The organism is Paenibacillus sp. HJGM_3, assembly GCF_045062745.1.
Lineage (GTDB): Bacteria > Bacillota > Bacilli > Paenibacillales > NBRC-103111 > Paenibacillus_AA.
On record NZ_JBJGED010000022.1, the window covers coordinates 41,858 to 61,843 of the forward strand.

At 56.2% G+C, this 19,986-nt stretch carries 16 protein-coding genes; 14 read left to right on the forward strand and 2 right to left on the reverse strand.

Annotated elements, in window-relative coordinates; genetic code table 11:
• The first annotated feature begins 98 nt into the window (after positions 1–98).
• From ACI5FR_RS22315 to ACI5FR_RS22340, 6 genes are all read left to right on the forward strand, one after another.
• The gene (locus tag ACI5FR_RS22315; protein WP_405458430.1) at positions 99–1,046 is read left to right on the forward strand and encodes an ABC transporter permease; all 948 of its coding nucleotides are present in this window, start codon (positions 99–101) and stop codon (positions 1,044–1,046) included.
• Positions 1,047–1,060: 14 nt separating this feature from the next.
• Positions 1,061–1,930 (forward strand): carbohydrate ABC transporter permease, encoded by an 870-nt coding sequence (locus ACI5FR_RS22320; protein ID WP_405458431.1) that lies wholly within the window; start codon positions 1,061–1,063, stop codon positions 1,928–1,930.
• Positions 1,931–2,000: 70 nt separating this feature from the next.
• On the forward strand, positions 2,001–3,590 hold the full coding sequence (locus ACI5FR_RS22325; RefSeq protein WP_405458433.1) for a type 2 periplasmic-binding domain-containing protein: 1,590 nt from the start codon (positions 2,001–2,003) through the stop codon (positions 3,588–3,590).
• A gap of 87 nt (positions 3,591–3,677) precedes the next feature.
• Positions 3,678–5,450, forward strand: coding sequence for a cache domain-containing sensor histidine kinase (locus ACI5FR_RS22330; protein ID WP_405458435.1), 1,773 nt, complete (start codon positions 3,678–3,680; stop codon positions 5,448–5,450).
• Complete coding sequence (locus ACI5FR_RS22335; RefSeq protein ID WP_405458436.1) at positions 5,419–7,029, forward strand: AraC family transcriptional regulator; 1,611 nt, start codon at positions 5,419–5,421, stop codon at positions 7,027–7,029. Before ACI5FR_RS22330 ends, ACI5FR_RS22335 begins: the two co-directional genes overlap by 32 nt.
• Positions 7,030–7,138: 109 nt before the next feature.
• Positions 7,139–9,358: an FAD-dependent oxidoreductase gene (locus tag ACI5FR_RS22340; protein WP_405458439.1), complete on the forward strand. Its 2,220-nt coding sequence runs from the start codon at positions 7,139–7,141 to the stop codon at positions 9,356–9,358.
• Positions 9,359–9,391: 33 nt separating this feature from the next.
• Here ACI5FR_RS22340 and ACI5FR_RS22345 read toward each other — a convergent pair whose 3' ends face one another.
• The gene (locus tag ACI5FR_RS22345) at positions 9,392–11,809 is read right to left on the reverse strand and encodes a type IA DNA topoisomerase (RefSeq protein WP_405458441.1); all 2,418 of its coding nucleotides are present in this window, start codon (positions 11,807–11,809) and stop codon (positions 9,392–9,394) included.
• A gap of 123 nt (positions 11,810–11,932) precedes the next feature.
• On the opposite strand from ACI5FR_RS22345, the gene phnC reads away from it, so the two are divergent.
• From phnC to cydS, 7 genes are all read left to right on the forward strand, one after another.
• Entirely contained in the window at positions 11,933–12,706 is a 774-nt protein-coding gene (gene phnC, locus ACI5FR_RS22350; RefSeq protein ID WP_405458444.1) for a phosphonate ABC transporter ATP-binding protein, read from the forward strand.
• On the forward strand, positions 12,703–13,515 hold the full coding sequence (gene phnE / locus ACI5FR_RS22355; protein WP_405458446.1) for a phosphonate ABC transporter, permease protein PhnE: 813 nt from the start codon (positions 12,703–12,705) through the stop codon (positions 13,513–13,515). Before phnC ends, phnE (ACI5FR_RS22355) begins: the two co-directional genes overlap by 4 nt.
• Entirely contained in the window at positions 13,512–14,309 is a 798-nt protein-coding gene (gene phnE, locus ACI5FR_RS22360) for a phosphonate ABC transporter, permease protein PhnE (RefSeq protein ID WP_405458448.1), read from the forward strand. The genes phnE (ACI5FR_RS22355) and phnE (ACI5FR_RS22360) overlap by 4 nt, the downstream gene beginning before the upstream one ends.
• A gap of 216 nt (positions 14,310–14,525) precedes the next feature.
• Entirely contained in the window at positions 14,526–14,651 is a 126-nt protein-coding gene (locus tag ACI5FR_RS22365) for a hypothetical protein (RefSeq protein WP_405458450.1), read from the forward strand.
• 49 nt (positions 14,652–14,700) lie between these two features.
• Positions 14,701–16,056 (forward strand): cytochrome ubiquinol oxidase subunit I, encoded by a 1,356-nt coding sequence (locus ACI5FR_RS22370; RefSeq protein WP_405458589.1) that lies wholly within the window; start codon positions 14,701–14,703, stop codon positions 16,054–16,056.
• A 2-nt stretch (positions 16,057–16,058) separates the two neighbouring features.
• Positions 16,059–17,084, forward strand: a complete 1,026-nt coding sequence (locus ACI5FR_RS22375) for a cytochrome d ubiquinol oxidase subunit II (protein ID WP_405458591.1) — start codon at positions 16,059–16,061, stop codon at positions 17,082–17,084.
• 43 nt (positions 17,085–17,127) lie between these two features.
• A complete protein-coding gene (cydS, locus tag ACI5FR_RS22380; RefSeq protein WP_405458452.1) occupies positions 17,128–17,232 on the forward strand; it encodes a cytochrome bd oxidase small subunit CydS family protein in 105 nt (34 codons plus the stop codon).
• Between the two features lie 75 nt (positions 17,233–17,307).
• On the opposite strand, the gene ACI5FR_RS22385 is transcribed toward cydS, so the two are convergent.
• Positions 17,308–18,222 carry a phosphate/phosphite/phosphonate ABC transporter substrate-binding protein gene (locus ACI5FR_RS22385; RefSeq protein ID WP_405458453.1) on the reverse strand — a complete coding sequence of 305 codons (915 nt, stop codon included), beginning with the start codon at positions 18,220–18,222 and terminating at the stop codon, positions 17,308–17,310.
• 149 nt (positions 18,223–18,371) lie between these two features.
• Here ACI5FR_RS22385 and ACI5FR_RS22390 point away from each other — a divergent pair, with 149 nt between their 5' ends.
• Positions 18,372–19,967 (forward strand): bifunctional metallophosphatase/5'-nucleotidase, encoded by a 1,596-nt coding sequence (locus tag ACI5FR_RS22390; protein WP_405458455.1) that lies wholly within the window; start codon positions 18,372–18,374, stop codon positions 19,965–19,967.
• The last annotated feature ends 19 nt before the right edge of the window (positions 19,968–19,986 follow it).

Below are 19,986 nucleotides of genomic sequence, written 5' to 3' on the forward strand. Positions count from 1 at the left end.
GCTCGCTGCTGAAGATCTTATCAGAAATTCATAAAATCATAGAAAAATGCCTGTTCGCGCGATGCTACGATATAGAAAAATAACAAACAGGTGATGACATGCGAACCAAATCGGCGGCGCGAGCCGTCCCCCTGCCCAGTCACCGGAATTCGGTCTTGAGCGCAATACGCAAGTATAAAGTGATGTACGCGCTTTTGTTCCCGGCCCTGCTCTATTTCGCCGTGTTCAAGTATATTCCGATGGCGGGAATCGTGATCGCTTTCAAAAACTACAACATGGCGCTCGGGCTGTGGGACAGTCCTTGGGTAGGGCTGAGAAACTTCAAGGAGTTCATCCAAGGCGTCTATTTTTGGGACATCATGGCGAATACGATCATCATCTCGCTGTATAAGCTGCTGTTCGGCTTCTCCGCTCCCATTCTCCTGGCTTTGCTGCTGAATGAGGTTTCCGTCTCATGGTTTAAGAAAGCCGTACAGACGGTCACCTATTTGCCTCATTTTTTGTCGTGGGTTATCGTGTACGGACTGCTGGTCGCTCTTCTTGCGCCTGGCGACGGTCTGGTCAATCACCTGTTGAAGGATAACGGGCTTCAGGCCGTCTCCTTTCTGACGGAGCCCGCATGGAGCAGACCGCTCGTCATCTTGTCCGAAATCTGGAAGGATATCGGCTGGGGGGCGATTCTGTACCTTGCGGCGCTCGCGGGGGTCGACCCCAGCTTATATGAAGCGGCTAGAATGGACGGCGCCTCCAAATGGCGGCAGCTGTGGCACGTGACACTTCCAGGTATTCGGGGTGTCATCATCCTGATGCTGATTCTGAAGCTCAGCCATATTCTCGATGCCGGCTTCGACCAAATCTTCATGTTCGCCAACGCCTTCAACAAAGAAAAGATCGATATCATCGACACTTGGGTCTACCGCGAAGGCCTGGAACGGCTCAGGGTCGGGCTCGCTACCGCTGTCGGGCTGTTTAAGGCCGTGATCGGATTCGTTTTGGTGCTCGCGGCCAACAAGCTTGCCAAAAAATTCGACGGCCAAATCTGGTGAGGTGACAGACACACATGATAAACCTGACATTTTGGGAAAAAGTAGGGCAGGCCGCCATATACGCATTCCTGATCCTGCTGTCCGCGCTATGTCTCTTCCCCTTTCTTTATGTCGTCGCTGTCTCGGTAACGCCGGAATCGGAGGTGCTTCGCAGAGGCGTCGTCATCATTCCGGAATCCGTAACGCTCGCCGCCTACAAAGAGGTGTTTACGGCGCACGGCATCGGACAGGCGTACAAAATTACGTTGTTCCGGACGATCGTCGGCACCGCGCTCAACATGTTGTTCACGGTCATTGCCGCCTATCCGTTATCGAAAAAATATTTGCCCGGGCGAAGCCCGTTCCTGCTGTTCATTATTTTTACGATGATGTTCGGAGGCGGCCTCATTCCCACTTATTTGCTGATCCGTTCGCTAGGGCTGCTCAACAGTCCGTGGGTGCTCATTATTCCGCATCTGATCAGCGCGTTCAACCTAGTCATCGTCAAAGGCTTCTTCGAGCAGTTGCCGTCCGAAATCGAAGAGTCGGCAAGGGTGGACGGAGCAAGCGAAATCCAGACGCTATGGAGAATCGTGCTGCCTCTCTCCTTGCCCGTACTTGCAACAGTTTCCTTGTTTTACGCGGTTGCGCACTGGAACAGCTATTTCGATGCGATCGTGTACATCAACGATACGAGGCTCATGCCGCTGCAGGTGGTGCTGCGTAACATTTTGCTGAATGTCCAAGCGCAGAGCGCCGAGTCGCTCGCGAATACGGAGTACGTAAGCAGCTTCGCCGTGCAGATGGCCGCCATCGTCGCAACGACGCTGCCCATTTTGTTCGTTTATCCGTTTTTGCAGAAGCATTTTACGAAAGGCGTGCTCCTGGGATCCGTGAAAGGTTGAAGTGCGAATGTTTCCCTTGATTGTTGCGGTACTCAACCGTAATAATAAAAACACATAAGGAGAGGTCAGCATGCAACGCAAAAAAGCAATGTTCTCCGTCCTGACGGCCGTGCTGGGATTCGGCACGATTCTGTCAGGCTGCAGCGGTAAAAATGAACCCGCGTCGGGGGCTTCCCCCACAGCCTCAGCGACCGCCACACCGAAATTCGAGAAGAAGCTGAAAATTACGATGTTCAATCAAGGCACCTTCAACGCAGCGGCTCCCGTGCCGCCCCGCGAGGAAGACGTTCAGCGCCAGATGCTGGAGAAAGCCGTGAATATCGATCTGGACATGATCATCCCGCAAGCGGGGCAAGCGACGACCAAGCTCAACACGCTCATTGCCGGCGGAGACATTCCCGATCTGATTTTCATGAAGAGCCGGGCGGATCTCGCGCAATATTACGACCAGGGTATTATCACCGATCTTACCCCTTATCTGGACCAATTTCCTGAGCTCAAGAAACGCTTCAGCAAGGATTCGTGGGATGCGATGAACTATAACGGGAAGACGATCGGCGTTCCGGGCTATGACAACGTAAACGGGATCGTCGGCAGCCTCTACATTCGCAACGATTGGCTGAAGAAGCTGAATTTGAAAGTGCCGACGACCCCCGACGAGCTGTTCGAGGTGATGAAGGCCTTTACGGAAAAAGATCCGGACGGGAACGGCAAAAACGATACGTACGGCTTTATCGGCGGCATGAACAAGGAAGGAAACCTGCAAACGTACGGCTTCGACACCTTGATGTGGATGTTCGGCGTCAACCCGCCTTCGGCAATCGAGGTGAAAGACAATAAGCCGGTATTCCTGTTCACGGATCCGAAGATGAAAGAGGCGCTCGCGTACATTAACAAAATGATGCAGGCTAATGTTGTGGATCCCGACTGGGTCACGATGAACACGCCGGATCTGCTCGACCAGAAGTTTTTTAAGGGGAAGGTCGGCTTCATGGTCCGCGATGCCCGCAGGCTAGAGCCTTCCGACCAGCAGAAGATGAAGGAAGTCGGTGGAGAGGTGCCGGATTGGATCATCATTCCGCCGATGAAAGGGCCTTACGGCGATCAAATCCTGGAGAGAAAGACGTTCCAGGGCAATTCTTGGGCCATCTCCAAGAAGGCGGACAAAGAAAAGGTGCTCCGGGCCTTGGCTATGCTGGAATATTGGTTTACGGACAAAGAAGCGTACCCTTATTTCGCCTACGGGTTGAAGGGAATTCACTGGGATATGGTGGACGGCAAGCCCAAAAACAAAACCCCGGATTTGTCGAAGGAAATCAAGGATAAATATAACTGGGTAGACCACTATAAAGCGAATCGCCGGGGAGATGACGCCGAATATTTCAGCTTTAAAAATCCGAATGTGGCGGAAGCGTTCACGAATAACCAGAAATATGTAGCGCCTACGCTGCCCGGTAATTTCCTGACTCCGGATCCGAGCGATACGCTGGCTGCCGACCGCATTCGCTTCATCAACGAAAGCCTGGTCAAATTTATGAGCGGTAAAGATCCACTTTCCAATTGGGATAATTTCCTCAAGACGCTCGACTCCAAGTTTGACATGCAGAAATATAAGGACACGGCAACGAAGCAGCTGAAGGACGCAGGATTAATCAAATAAAGGCCGGAGAGGGGCAAGTTATTGTCCCTCTCTTTTGTCGCACTATGGTATCGTTTGGGTATACGGAATATAAGGGAAGATGAAACGATGCTAAGAAATGTCAGCCTGCCCGTCAAATTGTTCCTCATATGCTTCGCGTTCGTGTTGAGCTGCATCGTGCTGATCAGCCAGCTTTCCTACCGCTTTATTCAAAAAGAGATCCGGGCGAACGACACTTATTACACAACTCAGATTTTGGATAAAGTCGATCAGTATTTGTCGGTCAATTTCTCCTCGTTCCAGACGATTCTGTTCTCGGCTGAAACATCGGTGCGGGCGAATCTCGACAATCCGGACGTGATCAAAACGCAGCTGAGAGAGCTGTATACGCTGAACAGCAGCTATGTAAGCAACGTTTACCTGATCAAAAGCGACATGTCGATTGTCGGCGGCAGCGTGCCGACCCGGATTTTCGACGAGCCGCAGCCGGAACGGCAGCCGCTGTTCGATGCGGCGGCGAAAGCCCGGCTGACAACCTTCGTCAGCGAGCCGTACAAATCGCGCTATTCCGGCTGGACGGTGACGATGGTCCGCTATTTGACCAATTCCCCGACTCCGGCCGCGATTGCGGTGGATTTGGACCTTCATTCGATTGAGGATGCCTTGTTCAAAATCAACAGGGATGAGCAAATGAACCTGGCCTTGATCACCTCCGCAGGCAGCATTGTTGCCGGCTTTACCGATACGCACGGTTATCCGGATGTGGAGAACCGTTCGTTTTCTATTGGCACCACGAGGGCAGAGCAAATAATTAAAGCAAGCGGGGCGAGCCTTAAACTTCAGACTTCGGCTGGAAAGCTGGTCACCGTTCTCAATCGTCCCACGGGAAAATTCAATTGGTTCATCGTCTCCATCAACGACGAATCGCGCTTGAATACCGCCTTGAAAAGGCTGGAAACTTACTATCTGGTTCTTTTGCTAGCAGGGCTGCTGCTCAGCTCGCTCATCTCCTACCTGATAGCCAAGTATATACGCAAGCCGCTCTACTACCTTAAAACAAAAATGAACCTTGTCGAGCAGGGCGATCTCGGCATTAAGATATCCATCAACCGCACCGACGAATTTGGCGATCTGTCCAGAGCGTTCGACCGGATGCTGCGGCAGATCGTCGAGCTGATCCGGCGTCTCGAAATCAATAGCGAGCTGCAGCGGAAGCTGGAAATTCAAGTGCTGCAATCGCAAATCAATCCGCATTTTCTGTACAATACGCTCGGCTCTATAAGCAATGTGATCCGCCTGGGCCAGCTGGAAAAGGTCGACGTCGTCATTTATTCGCTCATTTCCTTATTGGAATACGGCATATCGGACGCCTCGGAGCAAGTTGCGCTGCGACAGGAGCTGGACAACGTAGCGGATTACCTTGCGATACAAAATATCCGATATAACCGGCACTTCGAGCTGGTGAAGCGGATCGAGGACGGATTGCTGGATTTTCCCGTATTTCGCATGCTGCTGCAGCCGTTGGTGGAGAACAGCTTGTTTCACGGCTATAACGGAGGACAAATTGAGGGCCCCATCATGATTCATGCGTTCAGGGAAGGTCCCTTCGTTATTGTGGAGGTCATCGATCAAGGCGAAGGAATCGACGACGACCGGATCGGGCAGCTCCTGCATGCGGACCCGAAGCCGTCGGAGGGCGGAAGGCCGCGAATCGGCTTGAACAATATTCATGGGCGGATCCGGCTTCATTACGGGGAACAATACGGCTTGCAAATCCTCAGTGTTCCGAAGCGGGAAACGCGAATCCGCGCCTTATTCCCGGCAAGTTCTATAAAGGAGATTCACAGCAATGAGAACCTACACATGCTTCATCGTGGATGACGAAGATTTGATCGTGCAAAGATTGGAGCTGTTTTTCCAAGAGCTGGCGGGCGTGGATCTACGGTTCCGCTTGGTCGGCAAAGCATACGGCGGCATAACAGGCGCGGAGGAAGCGCTGCAGCTGAAGCCGGACATCGTCATCTCCGACATCGTCATGCCGAAGCTGGACGGAATTACCATGATCGAGCGGCTGAAGCCTGCGCTCCCGAATACCCAATTCATCCTGCTCACGGCATATTCTTCGTTCGAGTATGCGCAGCGGGCGATCGGCGTGAGCGTCTTGGATTATATCGTTAAAGTTCCTCTAAAGGAAGAAGCCGTAAGGCGGGCTTTGGATAAAGCGGCCGGTGTATTGGATGAAATCAGAAGCAAGGACGAAGAAATTCATTCCTTGCACGCCTCCGTTCTGGAAAATAAGCACCGGGTGCGCAAGCAGTTGTTCGGCGAATTGATCCGGGGCGAAATTCCTTCCCGCCTTGCGCCGGATTTTGCAAATCGGCAGCAGGTACGTTTTTTTGACCAGTTCTATTGTTGCTTCATCGTCGAAATGAACCATTACGGAAGCTTTCGAAGCGAGTATTCGGCGGCCGACCAAAGCATCCTGAAATACGCCATGACCAACGTCATCGAAGAGACGGTGATGAATTTCGGAACGGGTGCGGCTTCCGATTTGTACGACAATCGGTTTATTGGTTTTATTTCTTGGGAGAAAAGCCGAAGCGACATGGACACGGAGCAAGCATGTCAAACGCTCGGCCGCCAGCTTGTGAGCCATCTGAGCCGCTATCTGAATCAGCCGGTATCCGTCGCGTTCGGCGGGCCGCACCGGGGGTGGGAATCGATCCGGCAGTCGTATGGGGAAGCCGTGGCGGCGTGCGACGATTTTTATTATCTGGAGGACCATGCGGTTCAAACCGCGCTTCACCGATTCCGATATAATCACGACGGCAAGGCCGAGCTTCAGCGGAAGCTGGAGGAGCTGACCCGGCGGGTTGACGGGGAGACGGCGAAGGATGAGCTTGAAAAGCAACTCGTTTCGCTGCAACGATTTATCACGGATAACAAAATTCATAAGTCCGTCATGGCGCCGTTGCTTCGGGATTTTTGCCGGGATATCGCGATGAAGCTCAAAGCCGGGACCGACCAGCCTGACGCGGAGCAGTTCCCGCTTCAATTCGTGACCGTCAGGGAGCAGCTGCGGTATATTCGCGATTTAGCCATTGCCTGTTCACAGGACGGCAGTTCGCACTACCGGACGGAAATCATTAGGGCTAAACGATTTATCGAGCAAAATCTGAAGCAGCGTCTCACGCTGCAGGCGATCGCCGAGCACGTCAATTTAGCCCCGTCTTACTTCAGCAGCCTGTTTAAGAAAACGATGAATGAAGGTGTCGTCGATTACATCAACCGGCGGAAAATCGAGTTGGCGCTTGAGCTGTTGAAGGTCCGGGATTATTCGAATTTGGAATTGTGCGAGGAGGTTGGCGTCGTAAACGAAGGGTATTTCTGCAAATTGTTCAGACAATATACGGAAACCACTCCGAAGCAATACAGAAAAAAGTTGTACGGGAACAAATAAGGCAGTCGGGCGATCGCAATATCGTATGAATTTTTCTCGAAATCCTGTAAAAAAAGAAGATGGCGGACAACTACCATGATAAGTGTATCTTACCGTGGAGGTTAGTCTAATGGAGCTAATAAATGCAGATGTCACGGTTGTCGGCGGAGGGATAGCCGGGGTATGCGCCGCAATCGCCGCCGCGCGGCATGGCCTGACCGTATCGCTGATCAATGACCGGCCGGTGCTCGGGGGGAACGCCAGCAGCGAAGTCAGAGTCCATATAAACGGATCGGCGTATTTGGGCAACAGCCCGTCTTATTACGCCCGAGAGGGCGGGTTGGTGGACGAGCTGAAGCTGAAGATTTTTCACTATAATCCGTTATACAACAAAAAGCTTATGCTCTCGATTTCGGACACGGTATTGCTGGATATGGTCTACGGCGAGCCGAACATTTCCCTGTTTTTGAATACGTGCGTGCATGATGCAGGTGCGGAGAACGGGCCGATTCAGTGGGTGGAAGGACTGCAGCTGGCTTCCGAGCGCAAATTCCGTTTTGCGAGCCGGTATTTTATCGATTGCTCCGGCGATGGGATTGTCGGCTATCTTGCAGGCGCTCACTTCAGACGGGGAAGAGAAGCCAAGCACGAGTATCATGAAGAGCTGGCCCCGGAAACGGCGGATCATTACACGATGGGAGACACGATCCTTTTTCAAACCCGAGATGTGGGGACCCCTGTGCCGTTCCGAAGACCCGAATTTGCGTACGATATCACAAAGCTGAGCTTTTTCGAAAGCCTTCGGAAGGGCTTGAATCATCGCGTTTTTCCCCGCAAGGTCAGTGGTCTCGGCGGTTTGTGGTGGCTGGAATACGGCGGGCATTTGGACATCATCCACAATAACGAGGATATCGCTTTGGAGCTGCGCAAATTGGTGTATGGCATCTGGGACTATATTAAAAACAGCGGTGAATTCGACAACGTGGACAATCTGATTCTGGATTACGTATGCCCGATTCCGGGGAAGCGGGAATCCAGACGATTTATCGGACCACACATGCTGTCTCAGAACGACTTGACGGATAAGCCCCATTTTGAAGATGCGGTGGCTGTCGGGGGGTGGGCGATGGACCTGCACGCGAACAAGGGTATCTATGACGAAGGGCCGGCTACAGCCTGGAATTTCGTTCCCGGTCTGTACAACATCCCTTTCCGGAGCTTGTACTCCAGCAATGTTCCCAATCTGATGATGGCGGGCCGAAACATAAGCGCCACCCATGTGGCGTTCGGTTCGACAAGGGTCATGGCCACGTGCGGTTGCATGGGTCAGGCGGTTGGAACGGCAGCCTCTCTATGTGTCAAATACAGCGAGGATCCTTCCGATGTCTACAAGAACCGGATGGGAGAGCTGCAGTCGAGGCTTCTCAAGGATGGGCAAACGATCGTCGGCCTTAAGGAAGAGCTGGATCCCTATTTCGCGGACGGATTAAGCATTCGGGCCTCTTCTGAGCGAAGCTATTGCAACGACACTCCGGAGGAGAGAATTCCGCTGGATCAAGCGCTTTGCCTGGCGCTGCCGGTCGCCACAGGCTTTGCAGACCGCGTTCGGATCAAAATCAGGAACGGATCCCTGCAGACAGAAGCTTTGTGCGTGAAACTGTTCGGAGGCAAACGGAAGGAAACGTATATTCCCGACGTCGAGATCGGCAGCTTCGCCATCGATATTGCGGCAGGCTTTGACGATTGGGTAACGGTAGAGCTACGCTGCAAAACAGCCGACGACGATAAGCTATACATTGTGCTGGAAGGAAGCGCGGATTTGGCGGCATACTGCAATGACGAGCGTCTGACGGGCGCGGTCAGCTTCCATTACCGGCCGGAGGAGCCGGCCAAGCTGAAGAAGCTGAACAAAAGCATTTGCTTCAAGGACTTGCAGCCCGCTCAACCAATGTATGTTCCCGGCAATGTGGTGAACGGCTATTCCAGACCTTACGGACTTCCTAACCTATGGATATCCGATCGGACGGAAGGTAGGGAGTGGCTGGAATTTGCCTTTGGAGCTCCCAAAGATGTGGAGGAAATCCACCTCGCTTTCCATGCGAGGCTTGAGCTGGAGCATTTCGACGATCCGATTGAAACGTTGGTCAAGGATTACGATGTCATTCTGACTCATGAGGACGGACGCCAGACGAGAATGGAAGCGAAAGGCAATTATTTGTCCCTCAATAAGATTAGGGCCAATGCGAAGGGCGTCGTCCGCATCCGACTGGAATTCGGCGCTACGTACGGATCGCCCTATTATGAAGTTTTTGCTGTAAAACTGTATGCTCCGGCGCGGTCCGACAACTGATCAGGAAGGCCCCCTTCTGCCTGCACGCCACCGCTAAACAGACTCGATGGAGAGGGTGCCGGTGCTCGGGTCCCGCAGCACCAGCTTGCCTTCGGCGGGCCGGCCGTCGCGGCCGGTCAGCTTTAGCTTGCCGGTCTGACCTTTCTCGATCAGGCTGCGCGCCATGGCGACGGTCAAGGACTTGCCGAAGGCGTCCTTCCAGATGACGAACTTGCAGCCCTCGCGGAAGCGGGAGCAGCCGTAGCCCTTGTGGCCGACGATCACGTCGCCGCCGCAGCCGGGCCGCGGGCATGCCGCCACGCGCTCGCGCAGCGCCGCGGCGCTGCCGGCGCCCGCGGCCGCGCTGCGGCGTGTGCCCGCGCGAGCGGCTGTGCCGCCCGCCGCGTCGCCGGCCGCGTCGCCGCTGGCGGCGCCAGCGCCGCGTGCCGCGCGCCCGCGGCTGCGCGCGGCTCCGCCGGCGTCGGCGCCGGCCCGGCTGCCCCGCCCGCGCCCGCGGCCCGCGGCGGCCGGACTCGCCGCCTCGAAGGCGGCCTTGTCCGCCTGCGGCTGCACGCGGACCTTGTCCACGATGGACCGCGTGAACTTCTTCACGTTGTCCATGAAGGTAACATCGGACGCCTGGCCGCGCGAGATTTCATTCAGCCGACGCTCCCAATGCCCCGTCATCTCCGGCGAAGCGAGCAGCTCCACACCCGCGCCGCGGATGAGTTCGATCGCCGCCCGGCCTTTGCCGGTGATCAAGATGCGCTTGCCCTGCATCTCGAGATAGCCGACCTGCTTCAGCCGCTCGATGATCGAGGCGCGGGTCGCCGGCGTGCCGAGGCCGGAGTCCTTCATCGCGTCCCGCAGCGCCTCGTCTTCCATCTGCCGGCCGGCGCTCTCCATCGCCTTGAGCAGCGTGCCCTCGGTATAGGCCTTAGGCGGCTGGGTCTCCTTATCCTTGGACACCGCCTCCGTACAGAGCACAGGCAGGTTCGGATCAAGGGCGAAGGGTGCCTCGACGAGCAGCTCCTCGGCCTCTCCGCCGGCTCCGCCTTCCGCCGACGCGCCTTCCGCATCGCCGGAAGCCCCGTCTTTGTCGGCCCTCCCTTTCCCGCCGCCGCGCTTGCCGCGGCCCGAACCGGAATCCTCGTCGCCGGCATAGACGACCTTCCAGCCCAAGCTCAGCACCTGCTTGACGATCGTCTTGAACCGCTCCCGCTCCACTTCGGTGATGACCGTATGTATCTTGTATTCCGCCGGCGGGTAGAAGTGGGACAAGAACCGCTTCACGACGAGGTCGTACAGCTTCTGCTCGTCGGGGGACAGCGTTGCCGCCCGCTTGCCGGTCGGCAGGATCGCATGGTGATCCTCAACCTTCTCCGGATTGCAGACGCTGCGGTTGTTCACATGGACGAACCGCTTGTCTGCGCCCTGCGCGAGCTCCGCATAAGCGGTCCCCCGCAACGAGTCGAGCGTCCGGTGCATCTCGGGAATGTTTTGCTCGTTCACATAGTTCGAGTTCGTCCGCGGGTAGGAGATCACCTTGTGCTTCTCGTACAACGCCTGCGCCACATCGAGCGTCTTCTTCGCCGAGAAGGAGAACTTCGCGTTCGCTTCCCGCTGCAGGAGGGTCAAGTCGTACAGCTTCATCGGATATTCCCGCGTATCCTTTACCTCGAACTCCGCTACATGCCCAGGTTTCCCCTTCACCCGGTCGACGATTGCCGCCGCCTTCTCCGGGTCGGTGATCCGGTCGCCCTGCCACAGTCCCTTGTACGTCAGCTTGCCGGCATCGCCGTCTCCCGCTTGATCGAACCACGCCTCGACTTCATAAAACTTTAATGAAGAGAACGCTTCGATCTGCTTCGTCCGGTCGTACACAAGCGCGAGGACGGGAGTCTGGACGCGCCCGACGGACAACAGCTCCCGGTGCTTGATCGTGAAGGCGCGCGAGCCGTTCATCCCGATGAGCCAGTCCGCTTCGCTGCGGGCCCGGGCGGCTCGGGTCAGGTTGTCGTACTCCGCCCCGTCCTTCAGCGTCTCGAACCCGCGGCGGATCGTCTCTGGCGTCAAATCCGAGATCCACAGCCGTTTCACCGGCTGGCGCAGGCGCAAATGCTGCTGGATGTAGGCGAAAATGAGCTGCCCTTCCCGCCCGGCGTCGCAAGCGTTCACGATCGCATCGCAATCGGCCGCAAGCGTTTTGATCACCTGCAGCTGGTCCTTCGTCTTGAAGTTCGGCAGCAGCTTGAACGTGTCCGGGATAATGGGCAAATCCTGAAAGTTCCACTTCTTATATTTCTCGTCGTATTTGTCCGGCTCCGCCAAGCCGATCAAGTGGCCGATGGCCCAAGTGATCACGTATTGCGCTCCTTCGAGGTGGGTACGCTTGTTAACAGCCCTCGGCTCGATAGCGGCCGCAATGTTGCGCCCCATGTCCGGCTTTTCTGCGATAATTAAAGTTTTCACACCATTCTCCCCATGTTAGGAATCGTTCGCCCGCATGGCGGTTTCCCATTGATCTTACCATAGACTTGTACCTTTTTGTCGAATAGAATAGAAGCTGGAGTCGAAAAGACGGAGGGAAGCAGTATGATTGAATTTCGCAACGTATCCAAAATCTACCCCAACGGGACAGTCGGTCTCAATAACTTGAACCTGACGATCCAGCCTGGGGAGTTCGTCGTGATCGTAGGTTTGTCCGGCGCGGGCAAATCGACGATGCTACGATCCATCAACCGTCTGCACGACATCACGCAAGGAGAAATTATCATTAACGGACAGTCGATCACCGCGGCTCGAGGAGAGCAGCTTCGCCAGATGCGGCGCGGAATCGGCATGATCTTCCAGAACTTCAATCTCGTGAAGCGGTCTTCCGTCATCCGCAACGTACTGTCCGGGCGTGTCGGCTATCATCCGACATGGCGTACGCTGCTCGGGCTGTTCCCGAAGCAGGACGTCCAGCTGGCGATGGAGGCACTGAGCCGCGTTAATATTCTAGAGAAGGCCTACATACGGGCCGATCAGCTCTCGGGCGGCCAGCAGCAGCGCGTGTCGATCGCGCGGGCGCTGGCGCAGGAAGCGAAGATCATCCTGGCCGACGAGCCGGTCGCTTCGCTCGACCCGCTCACGACCCGCCAGGTGATGGACGACCTGAAGCGGATCAACCAGGAGCTGGGCATCACCACGATCGTGAACCTGCACTTCATCGACTTGGCCCGGGAATATGCGACCCGGATCATCGGCTTGCGCGCGGGAGAGCTCGTCTTCGACGGACCGGTAGCGGAAGCGACCGACGAAGTGTTCTCCTCGATCTATGGGCGCGCGATCAAAAAGGACGAGCTGTTGGGAGGAACCGAAGCATGAGCGACTCGAAGTCCACCCCCACCGCGAGCTCGGGCGCCCCTTGGCCGGCGAGGCCGCCCAAGACGAAGGCGATCGTCACCACCGTGCTCGTCATCGCGTTGCTGGTCGCGAGCTCAATTAAGACGGAGGCAACGCCGCTTAAGCTGCTGATCGGCATCCCCGAGATGTGGAGCCTGATCGTGGAGATGTTCCCGCCGGATCTATCCTATCTAGATGTCGTCTGGGATCCGATGCTGCAGACGATCCGAATGGCCGTCATCGGGACGACGATCGGCGGTCTGCTGGCGATTCCGGTCGCCGTATTCGCCGCGCGCAATGTGACGCGAACTCCGTGGCTGAACGTCCCGGCCCGCTTCATCTTGAACCTGGTGCGGACGATTCCGGATTTGCTGTTCGCTTCCGTCTTCGTCGCCGTGTTCGGCATTGGACCGGTCGCCGGTATCCTGGCCCTCATCTTCTTCTCCTTCGGCCTCGTCGCCAAGCTTACGTACGAATCGATCGAATCGATCGACCCGGGTCCGCTCGAAGCCATGACCGCGGTAGGCGCGAGCAAAATCCAATGGATCCATTTCGGCGTAGTCCCTCAAGTGACCGCCTCCTTCATGGCGTATTTCCTCTATACGTTCGAGGTGAACGTCCGCGCGGCGGCCGTCCTAGGGCTTGTCGGGGCAGGGGGGATCGGGCTGTACCTGGAGCGCTCGCTCAATCAGCTGCGGTATGACCGGGCTTCGACGATTATTCTGCTGACACTGGCGGTCGTATTGGTGATCGATTACGTGAGTACGAAGGTACGGGGGAAACTGCTATGAGAACCGCGATGCCTGTTAAACCGAAGGGGGCGCGCATCCGCTTTTGGCTCGTCGCCGTCTTCATCCTCATCGTCTACATCTGGTCGTTCGCCGGCATTCCGTTCGAAGGGATCAAGGAACAGGCGGCCACCGTCTCCAAAGCGATCGGCAAAGGCTTCCTCCACCCGGACTGGGGCTTTGTTTATTTGAAGGAAGGCGAGGACCTGCTGCGCGGGCTGCTCGATACGCTCGCCATCTCGGTGCTCGGGACGTTCATCTCCGCTGTACTGTGCGTACCCTTCGCCTTCTGGGCGGCGAACAACATGTCGAAGCGAAAGGCGGTCACCGCGAGCGGCAAAGTCGTGCTCAGCATCATCCGCACGATCCCGGAGATCGTCATGGCGATTCTGTTCATCAAGGCGGTCGGTCCGGGCGCGTTCGCCGGGGTGTTGGCATTAGGCCTGCACTCCATCGGAATGCTAGGCAAGCTGTATTCCGAGGCGATCGAGAACCTCGACCTCGGGCCGGCCGAAGCGCTCACCGCGAGCGGAGCCAACCGGCTGCAAGTGCTATGGTTCGGGGTACTCCCGCAGGTGCTGCCGGACTTCATGTCCTTTACGCTGTATCGGTTCGAGATCAACGTCCGCTCGGCGGCGATTCTCGGGATCATCGGCGCGGGCGGGATCGGCACGCCGCTCATCTTCGCCCTCGAGGCGCGGAGCTGGCCGCGGGTGGCGATCATTCTGTACGGCATCATCATTATGGTGACGCTGATCGACTGGATCTCCGGCTATATTCGCCGTCGGCTTGTGTAGGCACATAAAATAGTGGCATGGGTTCGAACAACGGAGCGGCTGCATTGGACGTGAAATATAGTCCGAGACGGCCGCTCCCTTTATCTTCACCAATATGTAATCCTTCCTTAAACAATCCGACACATACGGCTGATTGACCCGCTCCGGAATGGTTTATACTTGGGGTATCACCCCAGATTGAATTCACTATTGAGTACTAGGAAGGTGGGGGAACCTGTGAAATCTTCGAATTCCAATGATCCGGGACAGCGGATCGCCAAACAGGAGCGGCGGCTCATTCTGCTGTGCATCGGGGTTGCCGCCATCATGCTCCTTGCCATCATTCGCCATTTCTTGGACTAAGTCGGATTGAAGCGACGATACGGTCGTCCTATTGGAGGAGGAAGCTATGTTGACCAGTTACGATCCCGTTATGTTTAGCCGCATGTTGACTTCCTTAACTCTTGGGTTTCATATTATATTCGCCACGATCGGGGTCGGAGTCCCGCTCATGATCGCGCTTGCCGAGTGGATCGGCATCAAGCGGGGCGACGCGCATTATTTGCTGCTCGCCCGCCGATGGGCGCGCGGCTTCGTTATTACCGTGGCCGTGGGCGTGGTCACGGGGACGGCGATCGGGCTCCAGCTCAGTCTGCTCTGGCCCAGCTTCATGCGGGTTGCGGGGCAAGCGATCGCGCTGCCGCTCTTCTTGGAGACGTTCGCCTTCTTCTTCGAGGCGATTTTTCTCGGCATTTACTTGTATACCTGGGACCGCTTCAAGAGCCGGACGGCCCATTTCTGGCTGCTCGTTCCGGTTGTGATCGGCTCGTCGGCCTCGGCCTTCTTCATTACCATTGTGAATGCGTTCATGAACTATCCGGTGGGGTTTACGTATACCGACGGGAAGATCACCGACGTCAATCCGATCGCCGCGATGCTCAGTCCCGCCATGCCGACCAAGGTTGCCCATGTGCTCTCCTCCGCTTATTTGACATGCGCTCTGGTGCTGGCGGCCGTCTCGGCCTGGTCGCTGCTTAAGGGACGCGATCATGTGTACTACAAAAAGGCGCTGAAGCTGACAATGGTGAGCGCTTTCGTGTTCCTCGTCTCTACGGCGGTCATCGGAGACTTGTCAGGGAAGTACTTGGCCAAGTACCAGCCGGAGAAGCTCGCCGCCATGGAATGGCATTTCGAGACGCAATCTCATGCCCCTCTCGTGTTCGGAGGCGTGCTGGACGAGAACAATGAAGTCCGGTACGGGCTGCACCTGCCGAACGCACTCAGCGTCTTGGCCCACGGCTATCCATCCGCGACCGTCATCGGCCTGAACGACATTCCGAAGGATGAGCATCCGCCGCTGTATATTCATTACTTGTTCGATATCAAGATGGGGTATGTCGGCTATATGACCCTCGTGGTGCTGCTGTTTCTAATTGCTATGAGGCTGCGGAGAGGGAATCCGTATGCGAAATGGCTGCTCCGGCTCATTATTGTCGCGGCGCCTGTGGCGATGCTCACGATCGAACACGGTTGGATCTTCTCCGAGGTCGGCCGGCAGCCATGGATTCTACGAGGTCTGATGCGCACGTCGGAGGGGGCGACGACTTCCGAACATGTCGACACGATGTTGATCGTGTTCTCCCTGCTCTATCTCGTTCTGGGGATTACCTCGGTGAGAGTATTGACCCGCATGTTCCGCTCGAACCGGGCGGAGGACGAGATGGTGGCGCGCGGCATGGAGGAAGAGGAAGGAGGCGCAATCCGATGAACATCAGCTATGAAGTGATTGGCATCACAGTACTATGGCTGTTCTTGTTCGGCTATCTGATCGTCGCGTCGATCGACTTCGGGGCCGGATTCTTCAGCTATTTCAGTTCGATCACCGGAAAGCGGCATCTGATCCAGAACGTCATCGAGCGCTACCTGTCGCCGGTGTGGGAAGTGACGAATGTATTCCTCGTCTTTTTCTTCGTCGGCTTCGTCGGCTTCTTCCCCGACACTGCCTTCTATTACGGCACCGCTCTGCTCGTCCCCGGGAGCGTCGCGATCGTGCTGTTGGCCATCCGTGGCTCCTACTATGCCTTCAACACCTATGGGACACGGGCGAGCAAAGTGTATATGCTGCTGTATGGCGCCAGCGGTTTGCTTATTCCAGCCGCTCTGTCGACCGTGATGACGATCTCCGAGGGCGGCTACATCGAGGTCACCGGGGAGGGCGTTGTCCGGTTCCTATTCTGGAACTTGCTCAAGAGCACCTATTCTTGGTCGGTCGTCCTGCTGGCGCTCGTCAGTGTGCTATACATCTCGGCGATGTTCCTGAGCTATTATGCCTACAAAGCCGACGACCGGCCGGCCTTCGAAGTCGTGCGTAAATACGCGCTTGCATGGAGCGTCCCGACCATACTGAGCAGCCTGCTCGTCTTCTTCTCGATCCGCGGCCACAACCCTGAGCATTTCGAGAACCTGTTGTCGTTGTCCGGCATGTTCGTGGCTTCATTCCTTTGCTTCCTCGTTGCGGTATCGCTGGTCTGGACACGGAAACAGCTCGGCTGGGCATTCGTCTTCGTCATGCTTCAGTTCGGCTTCGCGTTCTTCGGCTACGGGGCGGGCCATCTGCCGTATATTTTGTACCCGTACTTAACGATCTATGGCAATTTCACCAGCGATGCGATGGCCGTTGCGCTCATCATTGCGTTCGTACTCGGCCTGCTGCTGCTCATTCCATCGCTATATTTGCTGATGCGGCTCTTCCTGTTCGATGCGAAGTATGTAAAGGGCAAGCTGGACTCCCACTAGCCGGTGACCTGGAACGAGCGAATGTAAAGGAGGAGAGGAACGCATGGAAAGTTTCTTCATAATGGCGGCTCCGCTGATCACCGTTGCTGCGGCTGTAGCCAGTTTGTTCTTTTGGGGTGCCAAAGGATCGATAAAGCCTCGGAAATAGTACGCATACAAAAAAAACCTTCAGTTCCACTAAAGTAGAACTGAAGGTTTCTTAGTTCGAGCATTCGGGATCGGCTTACTTTTGTCCGACTTTCTTGGCGTAATCGCGCACGATGTTGAAGTTTTTGTCCTCCGACGCCACATAGCCTTGGTGAGAGTATACGTCGGCGATGATCTTTTTGCCTTCCGGATCTTTGCCGATGGCGATGAACGCGTCGGACAGCTTCTTGCGGAAGTCGGCATCCATGTCGTTACGCACGCTGATCGTGTCGTTCGGGATTTTCTCGGTGAACGCGAGCACGCGAGTTTTGGCGACGGCGTCCGGTACGTCCTTCATCTGAACCCGGATGTCCTGGAACACGGCAGCGGCGTCCACTTCGCCGTTCAGCAGCGCGAGAATCGCTTTGTCATGGCCTTTCACGGTCACGCCAGTCACGTCCTTCTCGGGGTTCAGGCCTTCATTCAGCAGCGTAGCGGCCGGCCATACATAGCCTGCGGACGATGTTACGTCTTGCCAAGCGATCTTCTTGCCCTTCAAGTCCTTCACGGTCTTGATCGGGGAGTCGGCCTTGACGACGATCATCGACTTGTAGAAGTCCACGAGGTCGGTTGTCGGTTGGCCGGTGGCGTCGTTCACGCCGAAGCGTTGAGCTTGGAGCAGCACGTCGGCCGCTTTTTTCTCGTCATGGGCGAGTACGTAAGTATTGGGAGGCAAGAAGCCAACATCGACTTGCTTGGACGCCATGGCTTCGATAATCGTGTTATAGCTGGTGGAGACGGACACTTTCACCGGAATGCCGAGCTGCTTGGACAGCAAGCCTTCGAGCGGCTTGGCCTTCGCTTCAAGCGTCTCCGCGTTCTGGGATGGAACGAACTGCACCTTCAATTCTTTGGGTACGTAGCTGCCTCCGGTTTTCTTCCCGCACGCGGCGAGCATACTGGTAGCCAGTAAGACCGATAGGCTGATGGCGGCAATTTTGCCAAATTTCATTTGAACCCCTCCAGGCGGTAATGTGGACAACAACCCAAGCATATCACGATTCGACAAAAAATGTAATTGCCCTTAATGTTAAACTATTGTTAGAATACCGCGTTTTGCGGTGAATTCAGAAAAAATATTTCAAAAGGATGATCGATCCGATGGCACAAGATTCCCAACCTAACCGAATCACTCTTACCGTCCTGGAAACGAGCGACGTACACGGCAATCTGATGCCGATTCATTATGCCAACAACCGTCCCCACGACGTGGGGCTGGCCAAGCTGGCTACTCTGATCAAGCGGCAGCGCGCCGCGAATCCGACATTTCTGTGGATCGACAACGGAGATATGATTCAAGGGACCCCGCTCGCGTACCACCATGCGAGACTCGATCCCGAGCCGCCGAACCCGATGATTCTCGTCATGAACGAGCTGAAGGCGGACGGGGCGGTGCTCGGCAACCACGAATTCAACTATGGCCGGGCTCATCTGGATAAAGCGGTTCGGGAGTCTCATTTCCCTTGGATGGCGGCCAACATCGTCGATTCGGCTTCAGGCGAGCCGGCGTTCGGGAAGCCTTATCTGGTGAAGGAGCTCGAAGGCGGTGTCCGGGTGGCGATGTTGGGGCTCTGTACGCCGTACATTCCCAACTGGGAAAATCCCGCTCACATCGAAGGACTGGCGTTCCTGGACGCGGTCGAGACGGCGAAGGTGTGGGTGCCGAAGCTGAGGGCCGAGGAGAAGCCGGATGTGATGATCGTCGCCTACCACGGCGGGTTCGAACGCGATCTGGATACGGGCGAGCCGACCGAACCGCTGACGGGGGAAAATCAAGGGTACGCGCTGTGCATGGACGTGCCGGGGATCGATGTGCTTTTGACCGGACACCAGCACCGGACGATTGAAGGTAAAACGATCAATGGCGTTCTCGTGGCCCAACCCGGACATCGGGGCGAGCAGGCGGCCCGAATCATGGTGACGCTGGAACGGGCGGATGGCGGACCGTGGGGCATCGTGTCCAAGCAGTCCGAGCTGCTGAGCGTCCAGGGCGTAGAGGCGGATGAAACGGTGCTGCGTATGGCAGCGGAATATGAGCGGAAAACCCAGGAATGGCTCGATCAGCCGATGGGATGCGTGGAAGGCGATATGGTCGTATTGGATCCGATGCGGATTCGGCTCGGCGACAGCCCGCTGATCGAATTCATCAACCGGGTGCAGATGGAGGCGGCCGGCACTTCGATTTCGAATACGGCGCTGTTCGCGGACGATTCCCCGGGCATTCCGCCCAACGTGACGATGCGGGATATCGTGTCCAACTACATTTACCCGAACACGCTCAAGGTCATCCGGATTACGGGGCAGGACATGCGGGACGCCTTGGAGCTGTCGGCTTCGTACTTTCAGACGAGCACGGATGGGACGGTCGCCGTCAACCCCAGCTTCATGCAGCCCAAACCGCAGCCCTACAATTACGACATGTGGGAGGGAATCACGTACACGCTCGACATCCGGCTGCCGGTCGGGGAGCGGGTGGTGGAGCTATCTCATAATGGGGAACCGGTTCGGATGGATGCCCAGTATGACGTCGTCATGAACAACTATCGTGCTGGCGGCGGCGGGAACTACACCATGTACCAGGGGAAGCCGGTTGTGAAGGACATTCCGACCGATGTGTCGGAGCTGATCGCCGATTACATTCTGCAGCGCGGGACGATTCATGCTACGCTGGACCGGAACTGGAAAGTGGTTTATTAGAATCGAGGGGCTAGGGGGT